The organism is Acinetobacter sp. AOR41_HL (genome assembly GCF_027854645.1).
GTDB classification, from domain to species: domain Bacteria; phylum Pseudomonadota; class Gammaproteobacteria; order Pseudomonadales; family Moraxellaceae; genus Acinetobacter; species Acinetobacter nosocomialis.
Map to the genome: position 1 here is coordinate 1 of NZ_JAKTHZ010000002.1, position 24,350 is coordinate 24,350.

Genomic DNA, 24,350 nt, shown 5'->3' on the forward strand with positions numbered 1-24,350 from the left:
TTATGCAGTTACTTTCGCAACAACACCAGCACCTACAGTACGACCACCTTCACGGATCGCAAAACGTAGACCTGGGTCCATTGCGATTGGGTGGATTAATTCTACTGACATTTCAACGTTGTCACCTGGCATTACCATTTCAACGCCTTCTTTCAACTGGATCGCACCAGTTACGTCAGTTGTACGGAAGTAGAACTGTGGACGGTAACCATTTAAGAATGGAGTGTGACGACCACCTTCTTCTTTAGAAAGTACGTATACTTCTGCGTCGAATTTAGTGTGCGGCTTGATTGTACCTGGTTTAGCAAGTACTTGACCACGTTGTACGTCTTCACGCTTAGTACCACGAAGTAATACACCACAGTTCTCGCCTGCACGGCCTTCGTCAAGAAGTTTACGGAACATTTCTACGCCAGTTACAGTTGTTTTAACTGTATCTTTAATACCAACGATCTCTACTTCTTCACCAACTTTAACGATACCAGATTCTACACGGCCTGTTACTACTGTACCACGACCAGAAATTGAGAATACGTCTTCGATTGGCATTAAGAATGCTTTGTCGATAGCACGTTCTGGTTCTGGGATGTAAGAGTCAAGAGCTGCTACAAGAGCAAGAACTGATTCTTCACCGTAAGGACCTGCTTCACCGTTAAGAGCAGCAAGAGCTGAACCACGGATTACTGGAGTGTCATCACCTGGGAAGTCGTAAGTAGAAAGAAGTTCACGAACTTCCATTTCTACTAATTCAAGTAATTCTTCGTCGTCAACAAGGTCGCATTTGTTTAAGAATACGATGATGTAAGGTACACCAACCTGACGAGAAAGAAGGATGTGTTCACGAGTTTGTGGCATTGGACCGTCAGTCGCAGCACATACAAGGATCGCGCCGTCCATCTGAGCAGCACCAGTGATCATGTTTTTAACGTAATCGGCGTGGCCCGGGCAGTCAACGTGTGCGTAGTGACGAATTGGAGAATCGTATTCTACGTGTGAAGTATTAATTGTAATACCACGTGCTTTTTCTTCAGGTGCTGAGTCGATTTGCGAGTAATCTTTCGCTTCACCGCCGTAAGTTTTTGCACAAATAGTTGCAATCGCAGCAGTTAAAGTTGTTTTACCATGGTCAACGTGACCGATTGTACCCACGTTTACGTGTGGTTTATTACGTTCAAACTTGGCTTTAGCCATGATGATCTTCCTTTATTAACTACTCATGGAGGGTTACCCCATGAGCACTTGGTTTTCAACTAAGAATTAGTTAGGGCTTATAGTAATCGAAAGATTACTCGTCGTCACCTTTTTTACCGCCAGCTTGGAATTTAGCAATGATGCCTTCAGCCACGTTACGTGGAGTTTCAGCATATTTAGCAAATTCCATTGAGTAAGTCGCACGACCTTGAGACATAGAACGCATTTGAGTCGCGTAACCAAACATCTCAGCAAGAGGAACTTCTGCTTTAATTGCTTTTGTTCCACCAGGAAGATCGTCCATACCTTGAACCATACCACGACGACGGTTTAAGTCACCCATGATATCGCCCATGTAGTCTTCTGGAGTTTCTACTTCAACTTTCATGATAGGTTCAAGAAGGATAGGATCCGCTTTCATGAAACCATCACGGAAGGCATAAGAACCAGCCATTTTGAACGATAATTCGTCAGAGTCGACATCGTGATAAGAACCGTCGAAAAGAACAGCTTTAACGCCTACAACTGGGTAACCAGCCAAGACACCATTCTTCATACGTTCTTGAATACCTTTATCAACTGCACCGAAGAATTCTTTAGGTACTACACCACCAACAACTTCTTCAGCGAATTCGTATTCTTTACCAGCAGTCTCAACGTCAAGCGGTTCTAAACGAACATATACGTGACCGAACTTACCTTTACCACCTGTTTGACGTACGAATTTACCTTCTTGCTCAACAGTTTTCTTAATCGTTTCACGATAAGCAACCATTGGTTTACCGATATTCGCTTCAACACCGAATTCACGCTTCATACGGTCAACGATGATGTCAAGGTGAAGCTCACCCATACCAGCAATAATTGTTTGACCAGATTCTTCATCAGTACGAACACGGAACGATGGATCTTCTTTCGCCAAACGGCCTAAAGCGATAGACATTTTTTCTTGGTCTGCTTTAGTTTTTGGTTCTACAGCCAATGAAATTACTGGCTCTGGGAATTCCATACGCTCAAGTGTAATGATGTTTTTCTCATCACATAATGTATCACCAGTTGTAACGTCTTTAAGACCTACACACGCTGCGATATCACCTGCACGGATTTCATCAAGATCTTGACGCTCGTTTGCGTGCATTTGCACGATACGACCGATACGTTCACGCTTAGCTTTAACTGGGTTATAAACCGGATCACCTTGTTTAAGAACACCAGAGTAAACACGTACGAATGTTAAGTTACCTACGAATTTGTCGTTCATGATTTTGAACGCAAGTGCAGAGAACGGAGCTTCGTCAGATGCTTCACGAGACGCTTTAGTTTCGTCTTTATCGTCAAGGATACCTTCGATCGCTTTAACTTCTGTAGGTGATGGTAAGAATTCAATTACAGCGTCCAACATACGTTGAACACCTTTGTTTTTGAACGCAGAACCACAAAGCATTACTTGAATTTCAGAAGCTAATGTACGAGCACGTAAACCAGCGATGATGTCTTCTTTAGAAAGATCACCTTCTTCTAGGTACTTGTCCATTAATTCTTCAGAAGCTTCAGCAGCTGCTTCAACCATGTTAGTACGCCATTCTTGAGCAGTATCAACTAGGTCAGCAGGAATATCACCGTATTCAAACTTCATACCTTGAGAAGCTTCATCCCAGATGATTGCCTTCATTTCGATAAGGTCAACAACACCTTGGAATGTGTCTTCAGCACCGATTGGCACAACGATTGGCACAGGGTTACCGCCCAAACGTGTTTTCATTTGTTCAACAACACGGAAGAAGTTTGCACCAGTACGGTCCATCTTGTTCACGAATGCTAAACGAGGCACTTTATATTTGTTTGCTTGACGCCATACAGTTTCAGACTGAGGCTGTACACCACCAACTGCACAGTAAACCATGCACGCACCGTCAAGAACACGCATAGAACGTTCAACTTCAATTGTGAAGTCTACGTGTCCCGGTGTATCAATTACGTTGATACGGTGTTGTTGGAATTGGTTAGCCATACCAGACCAGAAACAAGTTGTAGCAGCAGAGGTAATTGTAATACCACGCTCTTGCTCTTGTTCCATCCAGTCCATTGTTGCTGCACCGTCGTGTACTTCACCAATTTTGTGAGATACACCTGTGTAGAACAAAATACGTTCAGTTGTAGTTGTTTTACCTGCGTCAATGTGCGCAGAGATACCGATGTTACGGTAACGAGTAATTGGGGTTTGGCGAGCCATGATGTCTACATTCCTAAATGTTATCTTTAAAACAGGGCGCATCAATTAAATTGATGCGCACGAATACTCAAACGGGGCAACTTAAATACCCGCAAAGCCCCCACTTTGGTAGAGAGCAATGTTGAATCTAGCTACTGTATGCATGAGTATTCTCCTGATTAGGGACTGTTTTATCCGCTTAGAAACGGTAGTGAGAGAAGGCTTTGTTAGCTTCTGCCATACGATGCACGTCTTCACGTTTTTTGATCGCGGCACCTTTGCCTTCAGCTGCATCAAGCAACTCGCCAGCAAGACGTAAAGCCATAGTTTTTTCAGAACGCTTAGCAGCAGCATCTACTAACCAACGCATTGCTAAGGCAGTACGACGGGATGGGCGTACTTCCATAGGTACTTGATAAGTAGCACCACCAACACGGCGTGCTTTTACTTCGACCATAGGACGAACTTTCTCAAGAGTAGTCTCGAAAAATTCAACTGGGTCTACTTTGTTTTTTTCTTGAACGCGTTCTAAAGCACCGTAAACGATACTTTCAGCAATAGATTTTTTACCATCTTGCATTACGTGGTTCATGAATTTAGCGATTGTTTGGCTGCTAAATTTTGGATCTGGAAGGATCTCACGAGCAGCGACTACGCGACGTCTTGGCATTTTAATACACCTAATAATATGACACTTCAGGATAATCCAGCAGTTTGTACAAGTGTCATGTACACGACGCTGGCCTTACTATACGTCGCTTGAATTACAAATCTATGAAGAATTCAAACAAGCGAAACGCTAAAGGGCTTTTGGACTAGTTTCCTAGAATTACTTCTTAGGACGCTTAGTACCGTATTTAGAACGTGATTGATTACGATCTTTAACGCCGGCACAGTCTAAAGAACCACGAACGGTATGGTAACGTACACCTGGTAAGTCTTTAACACGACCACCACGGATAAGAACAACACTGTGCTCTTGTAAGTTATGACCTTCACCACCGATGTAGCTAGATACTTCAAAACCTGAAGTTAAGCGAACACGGCAAACCTTACGCATAGCTGAGTTAGGTTTTTTAGGTGTAGTTGTATAAACACGTGTACAAACACCACGACGTTGTGGACAAGCCTTCAACGCAGGAACTTTGGATTTTTCAACCAAAGTCGTACGACCCTTACGGATCAACTGATTCGTTGTTGCCATATGGCAATTCTCCCGTTATTAAAAAACCTTAAAAAGAAAATACCTCTTTTTAAGGGCACATAATTGTAAGCCAAGATGCAAAAATGGTCAACATGGCAATACTTACCAAATGTTGACCATATCAATGTTTGACAGGATGATTTACAAATTTAAATAAGGCTGAAACTTAATTTTCAAACCCTGTCTTTGTAATTGTATTGTTAAGAGTACTTTTGATTCTCTACAACCGCATCATTTTCAATTTCTAATGCTGGTTTTTGTTCACTGTGTTCATGCTCAACCACATGTTTTTCTGCAAGCTGCTCAATACCGTTATGAACATTTTCTTGCACTTTTTCTTCACTTTTTTCAGAAGTATTGGATTTTACTACAACAGATACTTTTGAAATTACATCATGATTTTCAATTTTATGATGTTGTGCTGCATGTACACTGCCATTTTCTCCAACATTTAAAAGACGTGGACTTGCCTTTTGAATAAGAGTTACTGCAGCATAGTAAGCTTGTAATGGTGATAAATGCTCACTTGGGTGTTCATTTAAATAATGTCGTGCTGCACCAAAAATAGCTTGTGCTTTATGACCTACATCTTCTTGTAACTTCCAGCTATAAACAGCACTAAGTACTGCACCAGCAACTGGAGTAAACTTGCCAACCGCAGCAAGTTGAGGAACTTTATTTAACCAGCTCCATTTGAATTCACCATTTTCATCGACTAACCAGCTTTTTAAAGTCTCAATATCATTTGAAGACCCAAGTACTTGCTGAAACTGTTGAATGTCTTGTGTCTCTAACATATTACGTAAAGCTTTAAGTGCTAAAAGCACTGTCTGTTTCTCTGCAATCAGGCTAATATCAACTTCTTTAAAAATAAATTCAACGACATCTTGATCAGTGGCTTCAGTCAAATCAAAACCGTGTGATCGTCCTGTTTGATAAATTGTTCTTAAAACCAATACTAAAGAAACTGGAATATCTACGGCTGCACCGACCATACCCGATACACCCGTAATTGCACCTTGAATACTTGCGATTAGTTTATTTTGTTCAATTAAAGCCTGACTTAAACGTTGTGAACGTGAAGTATCTTTTGTCAGCTCAAATAGGTCTTTAGCACCCGCCTCTTCTAAGATTTTTTCAGTCAGCGTACTTTTTGAACTAAAGTCATTTAGCCAATCAAATAAATAGCTCGATATTTTTTCATTCCAATCAGGCGAAATAAAGGTCGCAATACCATTGACCTTTCTAAAATGACGACCAAACACCTGACGCGTAACTTTAGGTAAATGTTCACGTAACATTTGTTGTGGACTTTCATACTGTTCCACTTCAAAAGGACTTTTACTTCTAGCATTACCTTCTACTGTTTTACCACCTGCAAGTGGCTCAGCCAACTTACTAACCTCACCTATTTGGCTTTGCTGCAAGATGTTTAAACCAGTAGAACTGAGCTTTTTAGCCACTCCGAAGACCTGAGAAAACAAATTGTCAGATTGATTATTATTAAATTTTGTCATCCAGTACCTCGATTTTTTAATTTATCTAATTAGAGATAAATACTAGGTGGAATGTGGATTTATCTCAACTTGAATGTGTGTATTTTAGTTAACCCTAAATGCAACATACTGTGTATTTGGTTATTTTTTTTAAATGCAAAATTGACATAAAGATTTGCCATAAGAAATAAAAAACCTTTCTGCTATCATGGTAACAACGAAAACATATGTCTAATGTTCTTACAGCTATATTCTCCTATCATTTAATAGCTGCTCATGTTCATAGACTTTAAATATCACCATAAAGGGACCTGTAGATGAAACGTGTTGTAATCACTGGTATGGGTATTAACTCATGTATCGGTAACTCTTTAGAAGCAGTTACTCACTCACTTCAAAATGGAATCTCCGGGACACGTTTTAACCCAACTTATGCTGAACTCAATTTTAAGAGTCATGTCAGCGCTGCTGCAGAACAAGATTTTGACAATATTGATCGTAAATTAAAACGATTCATGGGCGTATGTGCAATGTACGCTTATAACTCTGCTGTTGCCGCTGTTGAACATGCTGGCTTAAAAGCAGAAGATTTAGCAGATAATCCACGTTATGGTATTGCTGGCGGTTCAGGTGGTGGTTCAACTGCTTCTGTTGTAGAAATGACTGAGCTTTTAGAAACTAAAGGTGCTCGTAAAGTTGGTCCTTTCTTCGTTCCACGTAACATGACAAACACAATTACTGCAAACGTGGGGGTTGCATTTAAACTTCAAGGTATTGCTCACTCAATCGCAAGTGCTTGTGCAACTTCTGCAGATGCAATTGGTTATGCATATAACCTTATTCAACTTGGTAAACAAGACCTTATGCTTGCTGGTGGTGGTGAAGAAGATCACTGGTCTCAAAGCTTATTGTTTGATGCTATGGGTGCTTTATGTTCTAAATACAACGACACACCTGAAACAGCATCTCGTCCATATTCAAAAGACCGTGACGGTTTCGTTATTGCTGGTGGTGGCGGTTTCGTTGTTCTTGAATCTCTTGAACATGCTCAAGCACGTGGTGCAAAAATTCTTGCTGAAGTTGTTGCTTATGCTGCGAACAGTGACGGTGCAGACATGGTTGCTCCAAGCGGTGAAGGTGCGACTCGTTGTATCTTGATGGCTCTTGAAGAAGCAAAACAACACGGCGTAGAAAAAATTGACTATGTAAATACCCATGGTACTTCTACACCAGCTGGTGATGTTACTGAACTTAAAGCAATGGAACGTGCTTTTGGTGAAGGTAAAGTTCCACCTTTAAGCTCAACTAAATCTATGACTGGTCATAGCTTGGGTGCTGCTGGTGTTCATGAAGCAATTTACTCTGTATTAATGCTTCAAAATGACTTTATTGCTCCAAACATTAACGTGACTGAGCTTGATGATGGCACTGAAGGTTTTGATATTGTGCTTGAAAAACGTGATGCAAAATTGAATACTGTAATGAGTAACAGTTTTGGCTTTGGCGGTGTAAACGCTTGCCTAATTTTCAAGAAGTGGGATGCATAATCCCACCTAGGATTAACGATGGATGCACCTTCTGATGCTTTTTTGTGGGTAAAAGCATTACATATTATTGCTGTGGTTTGTTGGTTCGCTGCTTTGTTCTACTTACCACGTCTTTATGTTTACCATGCAATGAGTGAGGATGCGGCAAGTCATCAACGCTTTGAAGTGATGGAACGTAAGTTGTATCGAGGTATTATGTGGCCATCTATGATTGCCACATTAATTACTGCCCATTTTCTCGTAGACTGGGGCGATGCAACTCGACATTACCATGAAGCCACATGGTTCTATTTAAAAGTTGGATTAGTGGCTTTATTAGTGATTTATCATTTAGTTTGTGGTTACTATCGCAAAAAGCTTATTGGAAATGCTCACTATAAATCACATAAGTTCTGGCGTTTTTTCAATGAAATGCCAACCTTAATTTTATTTGCTGTTGTGATTTTAGTTGTCGTAAAACCTCAGTTTTAACTGGGGTTTTTTATTATCTAAGATTTTTAACTGAATTCTTTTATTCATTTCACTGACTTAACCTATTCATAATTTATTTTTCCGAGCAAAAGACTTTTACAGCAATCTTGATGCATTCTTATAAAAACACCTCATCTTTTTTATAAATTCAATAAACAGTAAGGATAAAGCATGAAAAGTCTGGCTTTTATTCATCGTAACGATACTCGTTTTGCAGTCGGCGATTTTTATCCAGTTCTTTCTGTTTTTTCCTACCATGAGTTAGGTAATACACTCTCCCCCTTTTTACTACTCGACCATTTAGGCCCCGGAAAAATTGCACCGTCTATAAAACGTAGAGGAGTCAATGATCACCCCCATCGTGGGTTCGAAACGGTAACATTTGTTTATGCAGGTGAACTCGAACACAAAGATTCATCTGGCGGAGGTGGGTCTATAAGTGCTGGCGATGTGCAATGGATGACAGCAGGCGCTGGTGTAATTCATCGGGAATTGTTTAGTGAAGAATTTTCTAAATCTGGCGGTGCTTTTGAAATGATCCAGCTTTGGGTCAATTTACCAGCAGCAGATAAAATGAATTCTCCACGCTATCAAAGTTTAAAGAAAGCTGAAATACCAGTGGTAAAACTGGAAAATGAGGCTGGATTTGTACGTATTATTGCCGGGCGGTTTAATCATGTTATAGGACCCGCGCTTACTCACACACCTGTTACCTTATTAGATGTAGAGCTCCGCGCAGGTCAGCAAGCCATTTTCCCTGCTCAATCTGGCGAAACAACATTAGTTTATTTACGTTCAGGTCGAGTACAATTTCAAAAAGATGAAGAAGTCCTAGAGGAACAAGGTTTAGCAGTGATGTCAAACCAAGGAGAGCATTTCTCTATTACGGCTTTACAAAGTTGTAAGTTACTTATTTTGACAGGACAACCCATTACAGAACCGATTAATGGTCATGGTCCATTTGTAATGAATACTTATGATGAGATTTTACAAGCCTATGATGATATTAAAAATGGAAGATTTGCCAAGTAAAACAGCCTAACTACCGCATGCGAAACAAATGACAGTTATTTGCGTCTGTCTTTCAACATAGTTGATGTATGTTATGCTACAAATTAACAGATGAACTTATTTACTAGCAAAACTATGTTCACTCTCAACGCTTTTAAACTTGTCACATATCGACAATTTATTATTTTCACCCTTTTCATTTTTCGTCACTTAAAAAGCTATCCGATTCGATTTCTTACACCAGAAGAAAAAGCTTTAGCGCAAAAGGTTTTTGGAGATTTTTTAGATTGTGACCGCCCTAAAATTATTGCTACTCGTTACTTACCTTGGCAAGTCCATGGAATTTTGATGGCTCCAAATGGAAATATTTATGTCAATCTTTCTGACTACAGTAGTAATTACGCGCTAGAGTCTAAATTCATACAAGGCATTTTTATTCATGAGTTGGCTCATGTCATGCAATACCAACGAGGTATTCATGTACTACTAAAAGGCGCCTTACTACAAACGGCCTACTATCTGAGTTTTAAATATTACAACCCATATAAATACACTTACCATCCTCAGAAAGCTTTTAGCTCTTACAATATTGAGCAGCAAGGAGAAATTGCTAGAGATATCTGTTCAGGTAAGCTACCAAATATTATTTGTTCACCTCACTTTGATTTGTAACTAAATAATCAAGATCGTCTTCAACGTAACTTTTTTGCTAACTTATAATCAGAAAGTTTATAAACAAAAAAATATGAAAATAAAGTTGAGATCTGAGTTTATTAATGTCAAATTATTGAAAATAAGTATAAAAACTTATTCCAAAATTTGGAGTGTTAAGGCAGTATACAAACAATAAAAATAATGAAGCTTGTTTCTATTGTATACAGAAAATCTCGTTATTTTTACGCAGAAAATATGTGATTGGTATATATTATTGATCTTGACATTTTTGTTTACTATTTTACTTGTTTATTATCGTGCTATACACATCGTTGAAAAATTATATTCATAAAAATCAACACTATGTGTATTTATATTCGTTATGATCTAGGATTAGGTTTGAATGAAAAGTTTTAAAGTTGCCCTTGCTCAGTTTTCTCCGCATATTGGCAATATTGACTCAAACACCCAAAAGATGATTGAGCAAGCAAATCAGGCGAAAAAACAAGATGCTGACCTGATTATTTTTCCTGAGCTTTCTGTGATTGGTTATCCAGCTGAAGACTTATTGTTACGTCCAAATTTAAATAAACGTATGCAAAAGGCTTTTGCTCAACTTAGCGAAGTTAAAGATATTGTGATGGTTTTCGGCTTCGTAAACCAGACAGAAGATGGTCAACGTTATAATTCAGCTGCTGTCATGAAAGATGGCCAAGTTTTAGGTGTCTTCAATAAACATAACTTGCCAAACTATGGCGTTTTTGATGAAAAACGTTATTTCCAAAAAGGCCATCAGCACTTGGTATTTGAGTACTTAGGTCATAAGTTTGGTGTACTCATTTGTGAAGATATCTGGTCAATCAATACAGTAAAACAATTAAGCCAATTAAATGTTGATACTGTACTTGTGCTTAATTCATCGCCATATGAAGTGGGTAAACCACAGCATCGTAAACAGACATTAAGTGAGCTTGCAAAGCAGCTTCATTTAAACATTGTTTATGTCAACCAAGTTGGTGGGCAAGATGATTTAATTTTTGATGGTACAAGTTTTGTCAGCAACCAAAATGGTGAAATTGCTTTACAAGCACCAAGCTTTAAAGAAGACCTGTATATAGCTGAATTTGACCGCGATACAAAATTATATAAGGTCACCGAGTCTGCTCCTGCATTGGAAACTTTTGCAGAGATCTATCAAGGCTTAGTCATGGCAACACGTGACTATGTAGAGCGCTCAGGTTTTCCTGGAGTAATTTTAGGTCTTTCTGGCGGTATTGACTCTGCCCTTACGCTCGCTATTGCAGTTGATGCAATCGGTGCTGAAAGAGTTCAAGCTGTGATGATGCCTTATACCTACACCTCTCAAATTAGTGTAGAAGATGCAGCTGAACAAGCTCGCCGTATGGGCGTGACTTTCGGTATTGCCGAAATCCACTCAATCGTAAATAGCTTCATGCAAACTTTATATCCGTTCTTTGGTAATTCACCAGCCGATGCGACTGAAGAAAATTTACAAGCGCGCGCTCGTGGTACATTGCTTATGGGGTTATCTAACAAGTTTGGTAATTTAGTCCTTTCTACAGGTAATAAATCTGAACTTTCAGTTGGCTATTGCACACTCTACGGTGACATGGTGGGTGGCTTTGCTGTTCTCAAAGATGTTTATAAAACAATCGTGTTTGAATTAGCAAAATACCGTAATAGCTTAAGTGAAACTCCGGTTATTCCTGAGCGTGTGATTACTCGTCCACCTTCAGCAGAACTTCGTCCAGATCAAAAAGACCAAGATTCTTTACCAGCGTATGATGTATTGGATGCTATCCTTTATGCATACATTGAAGAAGATTTAGGTCAGGCAGACATTATTGCCAAAGGTTTTGATAAAGAAGTTGTTGAAAAAGTCATCCGTTTAGTTGATCGTAATGAATATAAACGTCGTCAAGGTGCGATTGGCCCGAGAATTACTTCTCGTGCATTTAGTCGCGAACGACGTTATCCGATTGTCAACGGTTGGACAGCGAATGACTGAGCAGAAAAACTCATCAAAAACCACAGCACTTGCTCAAGCACTTTTGCTTGAGCAGGTGGAATTTTTCAAAAAACAATTATCGATAGAAAACTCACCTATTTATTTCCAGCAGTTCATTCAACTGTTTATGCAACATGCTGACGAAATTAAACTTTATGAAGTTGTAGATTTAGAACAATTACAAGCCGTTGTGAAACGCTATGCTTTTGAAATGCAGCTGGGTGCAGGCTTACTTGAGTTTATTGGGGAAATTGCACAGCGTATTTATTTATCTGCCATGAAATCTCCAATTCAGCTACAAGACTTGGTATCCGATCACCAGTTTGAAATGTGGCTTTCCAAGTTTTTGGAAATGGAGCATATTCCTCAATATCTGAATGAGTTTTTAAGAACCAGCCCTTCTGTTCAACAACTTTGCCAATATATTGCTACTTCAACCTTAGAACAAAAATTACCAAAATTTTTAACTGCCACTAAAGTGAATGACTACCATTTTGAATGGCAACATAAACTTAAAAAATTCTCGTTTTTACAGCAACAACGTCTCGAGCATAAACTTGAAACTTGGATTGCTAGTTTTATTCATGAACAACTTACAGAATTAAGTCTTTTGTCGGCTGAAGATTTAGAAAGCTTAGTGCGTCATATCTGGGAAGATATTAGACATAAAAAAATGTATGAGTTTATGAAACAGCTCACTCCTCTTGATGTGGAAGAGTTCTTTGTCTTAATTTATGAATACTGGAAAGAATTACGTCAATCGCAATTTATGCAAGATCTTATTTTGTATGGCTTCGAAGTTTTTTATGATTTTTATAAAGACCAAAGTCTATTTGAAGTGTTAAGTGAGATTGGTTTAACCGAAACCGATTTACAAACTGAAGCTTTACGTTTTTATCCAAAGGTTATGGATGCCTTTAATGAGCACGGTATTTTGGAACCGTTACTTCAAGCGCTCTTAGCTCCTTTTTATCAAAGCTCAAAAACACTCGATATGATTGAAAAACATTTTAATGAGTAAAAAATAGATAAAAAGAAACCACGCAGGAGCGTGGTTTTTAAAATGGTGGCTATGACGAGACTTGAACTTGTGACCCCCGCATTATGAGTGCGGTGCTCTAACCAACTGAGCTACATAGCCGTAAACTGTGTGCGCATTATCTATAGTTCTGTATAGCAGGTCAATACTTCAAAACTCTTTATGCCCACCAAATGAACAAATATGATTCAGATCACCATTATTTGTTCATTTTTTAGCAAATTCTTACTTTAAGCAATTGATCGGCCACAGAAATATATTAAAGATCTAATACCAGTTTTTTGCCTTTTGCTCTTGATACACAAATCATCATGCTCTTCTGTGAAGCCTTTTCGGCATCACTTAAGTATTGATCGAAATGCTCTGCTTCACCTTCTAAGATAGCGGTTTCACATGTACCACAAACCCCTTCTCGGCATAGACATTCCACATCAATATTTAATGTCTCAATAGCTTGTAAAATAGTCTGGTTACTTTGTACTTCAATTTCCTGATTAGATTTGGCAAGTACCACCGTAAATGCTTCACCATCTTCTGGAACTGTTGAGGCAAATTGTTCCCAGTGAATGTATTCATCACGGTAACGGTGCTTGTTACAACAATCAATCACCGCATCAATCATAGGTTTAGGTCCACATACATATACATGTGTGCCTTTTGGTTGCGATGAAATTAATTCGTCTAAGTTAAGCATGCTGCCTTCTGAATCAACATAACTAAATACGTGCTCTGGATGTTTTTGCTTTAATTCATCAAGTAAAGCCGCGTGTTCAGGTGAACGGTAAGCATAATGTAGCTCAAAGTCAGCACCACGTGCCGCAAGCTCATCCATTTGCGGTAAAAACGGTGTAATACCAATACCACCTGCAATTAAGATATGTTTAGTACCTGTTTCAGCTAGCGGGAATAAATTTTTTGGTTCTGATATCTGGATTTCACAGCCTTCATTGCACTGATCATGCATGAAAACTGATCCACCCTTACCTTCGACATCCTTACGAACACAGACTTGATAAGTTGATAAGTCTTGCGTACAGCCCATCAATGAGTAAGCATTGGAAAGTTGATCATTCATTTTGACAATAATATGGCTTCCCCCACTAAATCGAGGAAAGTTCTGCCCATCTTGACGTTTGAACGTAAACCGTTTGATTAAAGGGGTTAGCTGTTCCACACGAGTAACAACTGCTGGGAACATTTCATAATGACTAGCCATATTAGAATCCTTCTTTTACCGCATATTCTTGTTGTTAGGGCTTATCCTTAAAGCCCTAAACACATGTATTTAATAGTCATGAATTCTTCAAGACCATATTTTGAACCTTCACGTCCAACGCCTGATTGCTTCACACCACCAAATGGTACAACTTCATTTGAAATTGCTGTGGCATTCATACCGACCATTCCATATTCAAGCTGTTCCGACACTCGCCATAAACGTGAAATATTTTCGCTGTAAACATACGCAGCCAAGCCAAAAATAGTGTCATTTGCTTGAGCAACCACATCTGCTTCATCTGTAAAGCGAATGAGCGGCGCAACCGGACCAAAAATTTCTTCTTGGACAATTTCCATTGTACGGTCAACATTAGTTAAAACTGATGGTTCATAAAAGGTTTGTCCTAAAGCATGCTGCTTACCACCACATGCAATCTTAGCGCCTTTGCTCACTGCATCATCAATTAACTGCTGTGCTTTCAAAACTGCTTTTTCATTAATTAATGGGCCAATTTGTACGCCATCTTCCAAACCGTTACCGACTTTAAATTTTTGTACTTCTTGTACAAACTTCTCGGCAAAAGCTTGATAAATATTGTCATGTACATAAATGCGGTTAGCACAAACACAGGTCTGGCCTGCATTACGGAACTTGGCAAAAATCGCGCCTTGCACAGCTTTATCTAAATCGGCATCATCAAACACAATCAGAGGAGCATTTCCGCCCAACTCAAGTGCCAATTTTTTAATGGTGCTTGAACACTGCTGCATCAGTAAACGGCCCACTGGCGTTGAACCAGTAAAAGTTAACTTCTTTACTTTTTCATGTGAAGTAAATACCGAGCCAATTTCTTGAGATTTACCAGTAACAACATTAATCACACCAGCTGGTATACCCGCCTTTTCTGCAAGCTTTGCAATCGCTAATGCACAGTAAGGTGTTTCGTTGGCTGGCTTAATCACGACCGTACAACCCGCTGCTAAAGCTGGTGCTGCTTTACGGGTAATCATGGCAATTGGGAAATTCCACGGCGTAATCGCAGCCACGACACCCACAGGTTCTTTACTGATAATAAAACGCTGCTGGTTATTTACGGTTGGAATCACATCACCATAAATACGCTTGCCTTCTTCGGCAAACCATTGAATAAATGATGCAGCATAGCGAACCTCACCTTTTGCTTCTGCTAAAGGCTTGCCTTGCTCAATGGTCATGATTAAAGCAAGTTCATCGGTATGATCGAGAACCAGTTTATGCCAAGCCAACAAGATATCAGCACGATTTTGGGCAGTTAAAGCTTTCCAACTTTGTAAAGCCATATAGGCAGCTTCAACTGCTTGCGTTGCCTCTGCCGCTCCCATATTCGGAATTGTGCCAATTTCTTCGCCTGTAGCTGGGTTACTCACCGGAACAGTCGCATTCGACTGTGCAGCTAGCCATTGCCCATTAATATAGGCTTGTTGCTGAAATAGTTCAGTACTTTGTAAACTCGACATATCATCTTCCTAACTGAAGAATCAGGTGTAAGTGATCTTTACACCTGAATAAATCCATTTGTTTTATTTATGATGCTGCGCCACTAAATGTTGGAAGTAAGCAATACCATGCTCACTGATACCAGAGCGTTGCTTGTCAGTCATGATACGGCCTTGACCACGATAACCACGTGATTTCAGACCACGTTGTACGCTCTCTACCAAGTTCAAATCTTCCGGGCGGAATACATTGCGATACCACTCAATCAAATCTTTTTGATCTTGAGTAAGCTCTTCATTTGTAAAGTAAATATCGTAATGCTGCAAAGTTGTTTCTGCATCAACTGGAAACTCATAGATCACAGTCATGAAGTTGCTGCCCGGTGGTACGTTGAACATGGTACAAGGCCAAGTCCAGAACCCATGAAACTCAGGATCTGTTACTGATGGATCAAGCTTAAATGACTTCTCAGATGAACGCGCAAAACCGTACTGTAATGTCCAGTTTTGATGTGTGGTGTGCCAATATTTGTCGACTTGTACTGAGTCAGCAAAGCCCGGATGTGCAGGCCCACAGTGATAACATTCCAAGTAGTTATCGACAATAACTTTCCAGTTTGCTGGCGTTTCTGTTACAAAACGAGCCGCCAATTTCAAATCTTTAATTACACTACATGCTTGATTTAAACGCTCAGCAAAGCCCGGAAGCTGGTCTTCTACGCAAGTCGCATTTTCATCCATATTAATAAATACGAAACCTGCATATTCCTCGACTTTTAAAGGCACCATGCTTGAGTTTTCTTTATCGAAAGATTCAACGTGGTCACAGTTACGTGCCAATGCTAAGCTTCCATCTAACTTAAACGTCCATGCATGATATGGGCAAGTAATTACATTTTTTGCCTTACCACTGCCACTTAAAAGCTCATGGCCTCGGTGTGGACACACATTATAAAACGCACGTAGAACACTATCTTTACCGCGAATGATGACAATATTTTCACCAATTACTTTACGGGTAATATAGTCATTTGGCTGAGCCAACTCACTGCCATGTGCAACACAAATCCAGCTTTTAGCAAAGATTGATTCTTTTTCATGCTCATAAACTTGAGATGAAGTATAGAAAACTTTAGGGAAAGTCCATGCAACATCTGGGTTTGCGCAAAAATCTTCAGGTAATTTTTCAACTGCACTCATGTTTTTACTCCATTAAATTCTTTTCGTCCAAATGGCTCGATATTAAATTGATGTCTTTTCGGCACTGCTCAACATGCGACGTATTGCACTTAGCATGTTTTGATATAAATGTTGAACTTCCGGACAGTCACGCATCAGACGTAAACTGCCATGTAATAAACCTTTACCTAAATGAAACTCGTTAGGGATGCCTGCTTGTTCCAGTTTTTGGGTAAAGAGAGAACCGTCATCACTTAAAGGGTCATACTCTGCAACTGCCACAAAACTTGTAGGCATATCTGAAAAATCAGTTGCCAATAAAGGTGCTAGACGTAAATCCTGCCAGTCTTGTGAATTCGGTGCATATTCCTTTAAATAAAAATGCATATCTTCAGCCGTTAACAACGGCGCATGGGCGTGCTTTTGCGCGGCTGGGGTATCAAATGCTGTCGTTAAACATGGATAAACCAATGCCAGCCCTTGAGCTTGCAAACCACTATGTTGTAGATCCACTGCAAGAGCAGCTGCTAAATTACCGCCTGCGCTATCACCTGCTAGAACGATATTTTCGCTATCGATTTGCCAAGCTGAACCATGCTGTTTAAGACATTGATATACCGCTAAACAATCTTCAAAAGCTGCTGGAAAGCGATGCTCTGGTGCTAAACGGTAATCCACACTAATAACAACCGCATTTAAGTCCTTACACAAATAACTGGTAATAAACTCATGTGAATCGAGTCCACCCACCATCCAACCACCACCATGTAGATACAACACACACGGCCAACCAGACTCAGGTCGATTTGTTTTTGGTAAATACACACGAACAGGCACAGGATGCTCTGCATTTGCAACAACTCGGTCTTCTACATCTATCTTGTCATCACGTGGCAAAGTGTAGTGTCGGCACATGGCATCATATGCCGCACGGATTGAGTCAATATCTGCATCTGCTGGTGAATAAATGCTGCTCCAATACACTAGGCTTTGCATTTCTTCACTTAAGGCATAAGTAGCCTGTTCATATGTCGTCATTACCGTTCCCTCTAGCTGGTTTTTCTATCCAGTTTGATTGAGCTTGCAAGCTCAAGCTGCATCCGTTTTGCATGTTCATCTTGAGCCTGGTTTAAACCAATTTCCTGATCATCATAACCTTGTTGCTCGATCAAATGCGATGGAACTTTGGCATAATCCTGAATCAGCCATTTCACTAAGCCATAGGTTTGAATCAGAATAATCACAATGAATGGTAAAGCTGTCACAATAGTTGCCGTTTTCATGGTGTCTAATGGTGCTTTACTAAAGATCATGGCAATTGGAACTAAGGTCAGCATTACACACCAGAACAGACGTGCGTTTGGCGACGGGTCTTGCCCTTCACTTAAACCGCGTGTACAGGTTGCTGAAACCGCATATCCGACCGCATCCATATGGGCTGCCAAAAACACCACCATGATGCCGAGGAAAATCCACATCATGAGTTTTCCGGCAGGCAACAGACTGAGCAATTGTCCAATCGCAACCTCACCACCTTGTTGACTTAAGATTTGCGGTACATTTACAGCCCCATGAATAAAGCTATAAACACTGTAGTTTTCAAATACACCAAAGATGAACCAAAGACCGACACTGCCACCAATTACCATGGCAAAGATCACTTCTTTAATAGTACGTCCTTTAGAAACACGCGTTACAAAGAGTGCCACACCCGGTGCATATGAAATCCACCATAACCAGTAGAAAACAGTCCATTCTCGAGTAAACTTGCCGTCCCCCATTGGGTCGGTAAACAAACTCATATCGACAAAGTTGGTTGCCATTAATCCAAAACTCATTAACGAGTTATTCAAAATGAATTGAGTCGGACCAAAGCAAAGTACATAAATCGCAAATAACACTACACCCAAGCACACCATATGGCTTAAACGCTGCATGCCCTTGTCCATACCTACATAAGAACTGAGTGCGAACAGAACTGAAACTGCCAAAATAATGATGACCTTGGTCATAAAGGTATTTGGAATGCCTGTGAGCTGAGACAAAATATTGGTAAATGTCACGGCAGTGAGTACCAATGAAATCGTCAATGCACCAAACATGCAAAGCAAGAACATTAAGTCGACTAAACGACCAACCACGCCGGTTGATTTAAAGCCTGTCACAGCCTCAATCACTGAAGCTAAACTTAAACCTTTGTTTTTTCTCACATGATAGCTGTAGCACAAAGAAATTGATGCCAAAGCATAAATTGCCCATGCACTTAAACCAGAGTGAAAAAACGAGTAAGCCACGCTATATTTCAATGCTTCTGCTGACTCAGGCGGTAGGCTCAAACCCGGAGTTTGATAATAGTAGGCCCAGTCCAAAAAGCCCCAGTAAAGTGTGGAAGACCCAATACCCGACAAGATGAACATAAATATCCATGACATTGTGCTGTATTGAGGTTTTCCTTCTCCAAGCTTAATTTTTCCGTATTTACTAAAGGCAAGACCAAAAGTAAAAATGATGGCTAAAAAAGCAAACAGTAATACTGGAGTTGTAAATACCGATGTCGTCCACTGCATCCACGTTGCAGCAATCTTGATCGACTCTTGCGAATAAATCGCCAAACCAGCAACTGAAATAAATACAAACAGTAAGCTGGTTACGGCAAGAAATTTATCCGTATAAATTTTTGTGTTTTGATTATCCATATCCATACATCCATTTTTGGATGGCGTTATTCCATAGCGAATACGTCCATTTTAGTTTGGGCTACACATGATGCAATTGCATCTCCTACCTCATAAGTTTTTGCCTGACCGCCGATATCGGCTGTTTTTGGGCCATTAATTAAGACATGCTCAATCGCCTGCATAATATCTTGACCCGCTTGGATACAGCGCTCGTCTTCTTCACCAAAGAATTCGAACATCATGGCACCCGACCAAATCGCAGCGATTGGGTTGGCAATTTGTTTACCGTAAATATCTGGTGCTGAACCATGGACAGGTTCAAACAGTGATGGAAATTTTCTTTCTGGGTTTAAATTTGCCGATGCCGCTAAACCGATGGTTCCCGTACATGCAGGACCTAAATCGGAAAGAATATCGCCAAATAAATTCGATGCTACAACCACATCAAAGCGTTCAGGTTGTAAAACAAAACGAGCCGCTAAAATATCAACATGCTGTTTATCAGCTTGAATTTGTGGATATTGTTTTGCCATCGCATCAACGCGCTCATCCCAGTACGGCATGCTCACTGCAATACCATTTGACTTGGTCGCTGCGGTAATTTTTTTTGCATCACGCTGATTTGCAAACTCAAATGCATAACGCAGAATTCGATCTACGCCATGACGTGTAAATACGGCTTCTTGTAAAACAAACTCTCGGTCTGTCCCTTCAAAAGCTTTGCCACCAATGGCTGAGTACTCACCTTCACTGTTTTCACGAACCACATAAAAATCGATGTCGCCCGGTTTTTTACCTACCAATGGACATTTCACACCTGGCATTAAGCGCACTGGACGTAAATTCACATATTGGTCAAAACCACGACGGAACTGGAGCAGCGAACCCCAAAGCGAGATATGGTCAGGCACTTTATCTGGCCAGCCTACAGCGCCAAAATAAATTGCATCGTAGCCCTGCAAAGTTTCAAACCAGTCATCCGGCATCATTTTGCCGTGCTCAAGGTAATAATCGCAGCTTGCCCAATCGAAAGCATCTAACTGAAGCTCAATGCCATGCTTCTCTGCTGCTGCCTTTACAACCTTAATGCCTTCTGGTAGAACTTCTAAACCAATGCCATCGCCTGCAATCGTGGCAACTTTATATCTTTTTGCCATAAGCTTCCTTCACACCTTCGACTAATATCCTTGTATGGCTTAAACATGATGTTTTAAGCAAAAATGATCAACAACGGAACTATCAATCCAATGGACACGGATCGTGAATAATCTACCTAACCTATCGGATTTAAAGGTTTTTTGCACAGTCGCCAAACTAAAAAGTTTTGTCGAATCTGCTGAGGAACTCGGGACATCGCCAGCTTTTATTAGCAAGCGAATTAATATTTTAGAAAACACATTAAGCTGCAAACTTTTTCATCGCAGTACACGTCACGTTAGCCTGACGGAAGATGGCAAACTCATTCTTGAGAGAGTTTCAAATATTCTTGAGGAATTTGATGAAGTTTGTGAACTGGTCAATAACCCACTCAGTACACCTACGGGTCGTATGGATATTATTAGTAGCTTTGGTTTTGGCAGAAAACATATCGCACCAATTTTGTCTAAATTAATGATGCTTTATCCAAAGCTTCAAATACATTTTGACACCATCGACAATACCAAGGACTTGATTCAACACAGTATTGATTTAGACATCAGAATTGGTAATGAAATTGCACCCAATATGATTGCGAAGAAGTTAGCTTCTAATTTTCGAATTTTATGTGCAGCACCTAGCTATTTACTTAAACACGGCGTACCAGACAGTATTGAAGATTTGCAAACACATGACTGTTTAACGATTAGTGAACGTGATCAATCATCTGTACTATGGAAATTTAGACATGCTTCTGAAGATGTTTCAGTGCATATCAAACCACGTTTTGTTTCTAATAACGGCGAGATTATTCATCAGCTTGCCATAGAAGGTCACGGTATTATTTTCCGTTCGATTTGGGATGTTGCAGACGAACTGATTACCGGCCAACTTCAGCATATTTTGCCTGAATATTGGCAAGACGCAGATGTTTGGGCGGTTTATCCATCACGTCTAAAAAGCTCTTCCAAACTGCAAACCTGTATTTTGTTTATTCAAAATGAATTACTTAATCGTTTACAGCATGTACAAAACCTAAACCGTGGACAACTCATTTCACCAGCCGTCAAACGAGAACCACCTCCTGAAAAAGTCTTTCTATAAAAAAAGCCCTAAGTGAGCCTATTCACTTAGGGCACTAGTTTGCTTTTAACTTTTAGAAATAATATCCAATTGAAAGATAAAACAGTTTATCCCAGTCATTACTGCTACCTTGTGCAAGGCCATTCGCCCCACCACCTACCATTGGGTCATTTTTACTCATAATATATTCACCCTGAATACCAATGGCTTTGTAATTAAAATAAACGCCTGCAATTAAACGCTCAGAGTCTTTATAGCCATCCTCATCTTTGAAAAAGCGACTATGAGAAATATAAGGCTTAATATTGGTAAGTTGATGAAATGGCTGAGCAAAGGTGTAATTAATTTCATTAACCAAATACTTACCCTTATTCGCTACTTGATATGGATAGTCGAAAGCACCAATAGTTGAACTATTTGGAAATAAATCATCTCCATTCGTGACATCTTGCTTACCTGCTAAGAACATCCATTGCCAAGCTTGGTATTGGGTTTGAGCAAACACATTCCATGACTTACGATGCCCATCTATGTTTGTTCTTTTATTTTCTAAATCAGAGTACCAAAACGAACCACCCAATTCTGTTGAAAAATTTTGAGCTTTATCAATTTCAAATTTTCTAGATGCGCGGCCAATCCACATATTTTTTTCTTCAATATTAGTACCATTGGACAAGTCATCAGCTTCAACAAAATTACCACTATATCGGCTTGAGTCCTTTGAAGTACCCTTATAATTTCCACCATCAGATGGATAAAAACCTAAGGTCAAATTATATTTATCATCTGCAAATTTATATTTAATTCCTAAATTATCAATATCTTCTAAACCGACGGTATTTAAAAGTGTCTCGTAATAACTGCTGCCCCAAAATTCTCCAAAGCCAAAATCAACAGGTTGTAAACCTACTGTAACTCTTTGTTGGTCAGACAGTTTATAACCTGCCCATGCTTTTTTTAGAAAAATTGCATCACACAGGCGATTATATTGGTAACAACGAGCATCTAAGCCCGCAATCCAATCTGGATTTTCGTAACCCAACACTAATTTAATATCTGTGAGTCGCCAGTCATCATTTTGAGAGCCTTCATTGGCCCCAACCACATAGTCCTTATGTAAATAACGGGAACGTACCGCACCAGACACTTTAAATTGACCCGAATCTAAAGTTGGATCACCCCAACTCAAATCAGCCGCAGAGACTTGTGCTCCAGCAGTTAAGCTTAGAATTCCTAAAAATAATAATGACCTTTTCATGTCTTCAACATCCTTGTTAAGTGTTATAAGAACATGAAGAAATTGGGTTAGACAAACAATGCCAGAACTATAAAGTCGGTCTTTACAAACTGTGTTTAATCAAAAAATAAGCATAAAAAAAGACCACGCAGGAGCGTGGTCTGTAAAATGGTGGCTATGACGAGACTTGAACTTGTGACCCCCGCATTATGAGTGCGGTGCTCTAACCAACTGAGCTACATAGCCGTAAACTGTGCGCGCATTATCTTAGCTTCTTTACCGCGCGTCAAGAAAAATTTTAAATAAAATGAGGTGAAGTGAGCCTATAAGCCGGGTTCTGTCGAGGATGGTCATTCCTCTAGGCGTACAATCACTCATACGCTCAAGCGACCTACCCGAATCCAGTACGGGCCGCACCTAGGATTCCTATTTGGTCTTGCTTCTGGTGGGGTTTGCCATGCCGTGAACTGTTACCAGACACGCGGTGCGCTCTTACCGCACCCTTTCACCCTTACCTCACGAATGAGGCGGTCTACTCTCTGCTGCACTTTCCGTCGGCTTTCACCGCCCAGGCGTTACCTGGCACCCTGCCCTATGAAGCCCGGACTTTCCTCTCCTGCTTCAGTCACGGAGACCTCCACAGCAGCGACCATCCGGCTCACTTCGAGGGCGCATATTAACAAATTTATTCACTAATTGCTTGTGCTTTTTTGAGCAATTAATCTTTTATATTTGTCTAATAGCTGTTCTTCCGTTTCCTCATGCTGCGGATCTTTAGGAATACAGTCGACTGGACAAAATAATTGACATTGTGGCTGGTCATGGTGACCAACGCATTCGGTACATAAATCTGGATTAATTTCATAAATCACTTCACCCATAAAAATAGCTTCATTTGGGCAAACTGGTTCACAAACATCACAGTTTATGCACTCATCGGTGATATATAACGACACTTTACCAACCTTGTTGATGTTTACGCTCAAAAGCTTCAACCACAGCTTGCGGAACAAACTTGGTTACATCACCTTTTAAGCGTGCAATTTCTCGAATCAACGTCGAAGAAATAAAAGAATACTGTTCGGAAGGTGTTAAAAACACGGCTTCAAAATGTGGGTCCAACTGGCGATTCATATTAGCCAATTGAAACTCATATTCAAAATCAGATACTGCTCTTAAACCGCGAAGTACTGCTGTAGCCTTTTGTTCTTTGAAAAAATTAACCAATAAACCATCAAAACCTACAAATTCAACATTTGATAGATGGCCTAATGATGACTGTGCCAGTGCAACTCTCTCTTCTAGACTGAACAAAGGATTTTTATGAAGTCCAATTGCAATCGCTACTACGACCTCATCAAACATTCTTGATGCTCTAGTAACTAAATCAACGTGCCCATTTGTGATAGGGTCAAATGTTCCAGGATAAATTACACGCGTTTTAGACATCCGCTAGTACTCTAATTGTATTGTGCAGCTATTTTAGCA

The 24,350-nt window shown here is 40.0% G+C and carries 21 protein-coding genes, 2 tRNA genes and 1 other RNA gene; 7 read left to right on the forward strand and 17 right to left on the reverse strand.

Going from position 1 to position 24,350, the window contains the following annotated elements; genetic code table 11:
- The 5 genes from tuf to MKL35_RS00035 all read right to left on the reverse strand — a co-directional run bounded on the left by tuf (nt 1) and on the right by MKL35_RS00035 (nt 6,124).
- Nucleotides 1–1,191, reverse strand: coding sequence for an elongation factor Tu (gene tuf / locus MKL35_RS00015; RefSeq protein ID WP_002157016.1), 1,191 nt, complete (start codon nt 1,189–1,191; stop codon nt 1–3).
- 94 nt (nt 1,192–1,285) lie between these two features.
- A complete protein-coding gene (gene fusA / locus MKL35_RS00020; RefSeq protein WP_002050327.1) occupies nt 1,286–3,424 on the reverse strand; it encodes an elongation factor G in 2,139 nt (712 codons plus the stop codon).
- Between the two features lie 178 nt (nt 3,425–3,602).
- Nucleotides 3,603–4,073, reverse strand: coding sequence for a 30S ribosomal protein S7 (gene rpsG / locus MKL35_RS00025; RefSeq protein WP_001138055.1), 471 nt, complete (start codon nt 4,071–4,073; stop codon nt 3,603–3,605).
- Nucleotides 4,074–4,232: 159 nt separating this feature from the next.
- A complete protein-coding gene (gene rpsL / locus MKL35_RS00030; RefSeq protein WP_002050319.1) occupies nt 4,233–4,607 on the reverse strand; it encodes a 30S ribosomal protein S12 in 375 nt (124 codons plus the stop codon).
- Between the two features lie 200 nt (nt 4,608–4,807).
- Complete coding sequence (locus MKL35_RS00035) at nt 4,808–6,124, reverse strand: EcsC family protein (RefSeq protein ID WP_032010912.1); 1,317 nt, start codon at nt 6,122–6,124, stop codon at nt 4,808–4,810.
- Between the two features lie 296 nt (nt 6,125–6,420).
- Here MKL35_RS00035 and MKL35_RS00040 point away from each other — a divergent pair, with 296 nt between their 5' ends.
- The 6 genes from MKL35_RS00040 (at nt 6,421) to MKL35_RS00065 (ending at nt 12,836) form a co-directional block, all read left to right on the forward strand.
- A complete protein-coding gene (locus tag MKL35_RS00040) occupies nt 6,421–7,650 on the forward strand; it encodes a beta-ketoacyl-ACP synthase II (RefSeq protein WP_002050356.1) in 1,230 nt (409 codons plus the stop codon).
- Nucleotides 7,651–7,668: 18 nt separating this feature from the next.
- On the forward strand, nt 7,669–8,121 hold the full coding sequence (gene hemJ / locus MKL35_RS00045; RefSeq protein ID WP_002050435.1) for a protoporphyrinogen oxidase HemJ: 453 nt from the start codon (nt 7,669–7,671) through the stop codon (nt 8,119–8,121).
- Between the two features lie 171 nt (nt 8,122–8,292).
- Nucleotides 8,293–9,153, forward strand: coding sequence for a pirin family protein (locus MKL35_RS00050; protein WP_032010914.1), 861 nt, complete (start codon nt 8,293–8,295; stop codon nt 9,151–9,153).
- Between the two features lie 90 nt (nt 9,154–9,243).
- Nucleotides 9,244–9,804, forward strand: a complete 561-nt coding sequence (locus MKL35_RS00055) for a hypothetical protein (protein WP_032010916.1) — start codon at nt 9,244–9,246, stop codon at nt 9,802–9,804.
- Between the two features lie 385 nt (nt 9,805–10,189).
- Nucleotides 10,190–11,815 (forward strand): NAD+ synthase, encoded by a 1,626-nt coding sequence (locus MKL35_RS00060; RefSeq protein ID WP_004710259.1) that lies wholly within the window; start codon nt 10,190–10,192, stop codon nt 11,813–11,815.
- Nucleotides 11,808–12,836 (forward strand): hypothetical protein, encoded by a 1,029-nt coding sequence (locus MKL35_RS00065; RefSeq protein ID WP_270912499.1) that lies wholly within the window; start codon nt 11,808–11,810, stop codon nt 12,834–12,836. The genes MKL35_RS00060 and MKL35_RS00065 overlap by 8 nt, the downstream gene beginning before the upstream one ends.
- Before the next feature lie 43 nt (nt 12,837–12,879).
- Here MKL35_RS00065 and MKL35_RS00070 read toward each other — a convergent pair.
- From MKL35_RS00070 to MKL35_RS00100, 7 genes are all read right to left on the reverse strand, one after another.
- Nucleotides 12,880–12,956, reverse strand: a tRNA-Met gene (locus tag MKL35_RS00070).
- Nucleotides 12,957–13,113: 157 nt separating this feature from the next.
- The gene (gene cntB, locus MKL35_RS00075; RefSeq protein ID WP_004888393.1) at nt 13,114–14,070 is read right to left on the reverse strand and encodes a carnitine monooxygenase, reductase subunit CntB; all 957 of its coding nucleotides are present in this window, start codon (nt 14,068–14,070) and stop codon (nt 13,114–13,116) included.
- 47 nt (nt 14,071–14,117) lie between these two features.
- Complete coding sequence (locus MKL35_RS00080; RefSeq protein ID WP_032010919.1) at nt 14,118–15,569, reverse strand: NAD-dependent succinate-semialdehyde dehydrogenase; 1,452 nt, start codon at nt 15,567–15,569, stop codon at nt 14,118–14,120.
- Nucleotides 15,570–15,632: 63 nt separating this feature from the next.
- Entirely contained in the window at nt 15,633–16,748 is a 1,116-nt protein-coding gene (gene cntA, locus MKL35_RS00085; RefSeq protein ID WP_004710265.1) for a carnitine monooxygenase subunit alpha, read from the reverse strand.
- A gap of 42 nt (nt 16,749–16,790) precedes the next feature.
- Nucleotides 16,791–17,765, reverse strand: coding sequence for an alpha/beta hydrolase (locus tag MKL35_RS00090; protein ID WP_032010920.1), 975 nt, complete (start codon nt 17,763–17,765; stop codon nt 16,791–16,793).
- 11 nt (nt 17,766–17,776) lie between these two features.
- A complete protein-coding gene (locus MKL35_RS00095) occupies nt 17,777–19,429 on the reverse strand; it encodes a BCCT family carnitine transporter (protein WP_081404426.1) in 1,653 nt (550 codons plus the stop codon).
- Nucleotides 19,430–19,449: 20 nt separating this feature from the next.
- The gene (locus MKL35_RS00100) at nt 19,450–20,562 is read right to left on the reverse strand and encodes a tartrate dehydrogenase (protein ID WP_032010924.1); all 1,113 of its coding nucleotides are present in this window, start codon (nt 20,560–20,562) and stop codon (nt 19,450–19,452) included.
- A gap of 103 nt (nt 20,563–20,665) precedes the next feature.
- Here MKL35_RS00100 and MKL35_RS00105 point away from each other — a divergent pair, with 103 nt between their 5' ends.
- Entirely contained in the window at nt 20,666–21,646 is a 981-nt protein-coding gene (locus tag MKL35_RS00105) for a LysR family transcriptional regulator (protein ID WP_004710275.1), read from the forward strand.
- Between the two features lie 52 nt (nt 21,647–21,698).
- Here the strand turns inward: MKL35_RS00105 and MKL35_RS00110 are convergent, their stop codons facing one another.
- The 5 genes from MKL35_RS00110 to coaD form a co-directional block, all read right to left on the reverse strand.
- Nucleotides 21,699–22,883: a porin gene (locus tag MKL35_RS00110; RefSeq protein ID WP_004710277.1), complete on the reverse strand. Its 1,185-nt coding sequence runs from the start codon at nt 22,881–22,883 to the stop codon at nt 21,699–21,701.
- 148 nt (nt 22,884–23,031) lie between these two features.
- Nucleotides 23,032–23,108 (reverse strand) — tRNA-Met (locus tag MKL35_RS00115).
- Between the two features lie 64 nt (nt 23,109–23,172).
- Nucleotides 23,173–23,527, reverse strand: an RNA gene (rnpB, locus tag MKL35_RS00120) — RNase P RNA component class A.
- A gap of 27 nt (nt 23,528–23,554) precedes the next feature.
- Nucleotides 23,555–23,818, reverse strand: coding sequence for a YfhL family 4Fe-4S dicluster ferredoxin (locus MKL35_RS00125; protein ID WP_001979799.1), 264 nt, complete (start codon nt 23,816–23,818; stop codon nt 23,555–23,557).
- Nucleotide 23,819: 1 nt separating this feature from the next.
- Nucleotides 23,820–24,311: a pantetheine-phosphate adenylyltransferase gene (gene coaD / locus MKL35_RS00130; RefSeq protein WP_270912500.1), complete on the reverse strand. Its 492-nt coding sequence runs from the start codon at nt 24,309–24,311 to the stop codon at nt 23,820–23,822.
- Nucleotides 24,312–24,350: the final 39 nt, after the last annotated feature.

Bases quoted from the DNA above. Each gene is read 5' to 3' on its own strand.
- tuf (WP_002157016.1), bottom strand. From the start codon at position 1,191: ATGGCTAAAGCCAAGTTTGAACGTAATAAACCACACGTAAACGTGGGT.
- fusA (WP_002050327.1), bottom strand. From the start codon at position 3,424: ATGGCTCGCCAAACCCCAATTACTCGTTACCGTAACATCGGTATCTCT.
- rpsG (WP_001138055.1), bottom strand. From the start codon at position 4,073: ATGCCAAGACGTCGCGTAGTCGCTGCTCGTGAGATCCTTCCAGATCCA.
- rpsL (WP_002050319.1), bottom strand. From the start codon at position 4,607: ATGGCAACAACGAATCAGTTGATCCGTAAGGGTCGTACGACTTTGGTT.
- MKL35_RS00035 (WP_032010912.1), bottom strand. From the start codon at position 6,124: ATGACAAAATTTAATAATAATCAATCTGACAATTTGTTTTCTCAGGTC.
- MKL35_RS00040 (WP_002050356.1), top strand. From the start codon at position 6,421: ATGAAACGTGTTGTAATCACTGGTATGGGTATTAACTCATGTATCGGT.
- hemJ (WP_002050435.1), top strand. From the start codon at position 7,669: ATGGATGCACCTTCTGATGCTTTTTTGTGGGTAAAAGCATTACATATT.
- MKL35_RS00050 (WP_032010914.1), top strand. From the start codon at position 8,293: ATGAAAAGTCTGGCTTTTATTCATCGTAACGATACTCGTTTTGCAGTC.
- MKL35_RS00055 (WP_032010916.1), top strand. From the start codon at position 9,244: ATGAACTTATTTACTAGCAAAACTATGTTCACTCTCAACGCTTTTAAA.
- MKL35_RS00060 (WP_004710259.1), top strand. From the start codon at position 10,190: ATGAAAAGTTTTAAAGTTGCCCTTGCTCAGTTTTCTCCGCATATTGGC.
- MKL35_RS00065 (WP_270912499.1), top strand. From the start codon at position 11,808: ATGACTGAGCAGAAAAACTCATCAAAAACCACAGCACTTGCTCAAGCA.
- cntB (WP_004888393.1), bottom strand. From the start codon at position 14,070: ATGGCTAGTCATTATGAAATGTTCCCAGCAGTTGTTACTCGTGTGGAA.
- MKL35_RS00080 (WP_032010919.1), bottom strand. From the start codon at position 15,569: ATGTCGAGTTTACAAAGTACTGAACTATTTCAGCAACAAGCCTATATT.
- cntA (WP_004710265.1), bottom strand. From the start codon at position 16,748: ATGAGTGCAGTTGAAAAATTACCTGAAGATTTTTGCGCAAACCCAGAT.
- MKL35_RS00090 (WP_032010920.1), bottom strand. From the start codon at position 17,765: ATGACGACATATGAACAGGCTACTTATGCCTTAAGTGAAGAAATGCAA.
- MKL35_RS00095 (WP_081404426.1), bottom strand. From the start codon at position 19,429: ATGGATATGGATAATCAAAACACAAAAATTTATACGGATAAATTTCTT.
- MKL35_RS00100 (WP_032010924.1), bottom strand. From the start codon at position 20,562: ATGGCAAAAAGATATAAAGTTGCCACGATTGCAGGCGATGGCATTGGT.
- MKL35_RS00110 (WP_004710277.1), bottom strand. From the start codon at position 22,883: ATGAAAAGGTCATTATTATTTTTAGGAATTCTAAGCTTAACTGCTGGA.
- coaD (WP_270912500.1), bottom strand. From the start codon at position 24,311: ATGTCTAAAACGCGTGTAATTTATCCTGGAACATTTGACCCTATCACA.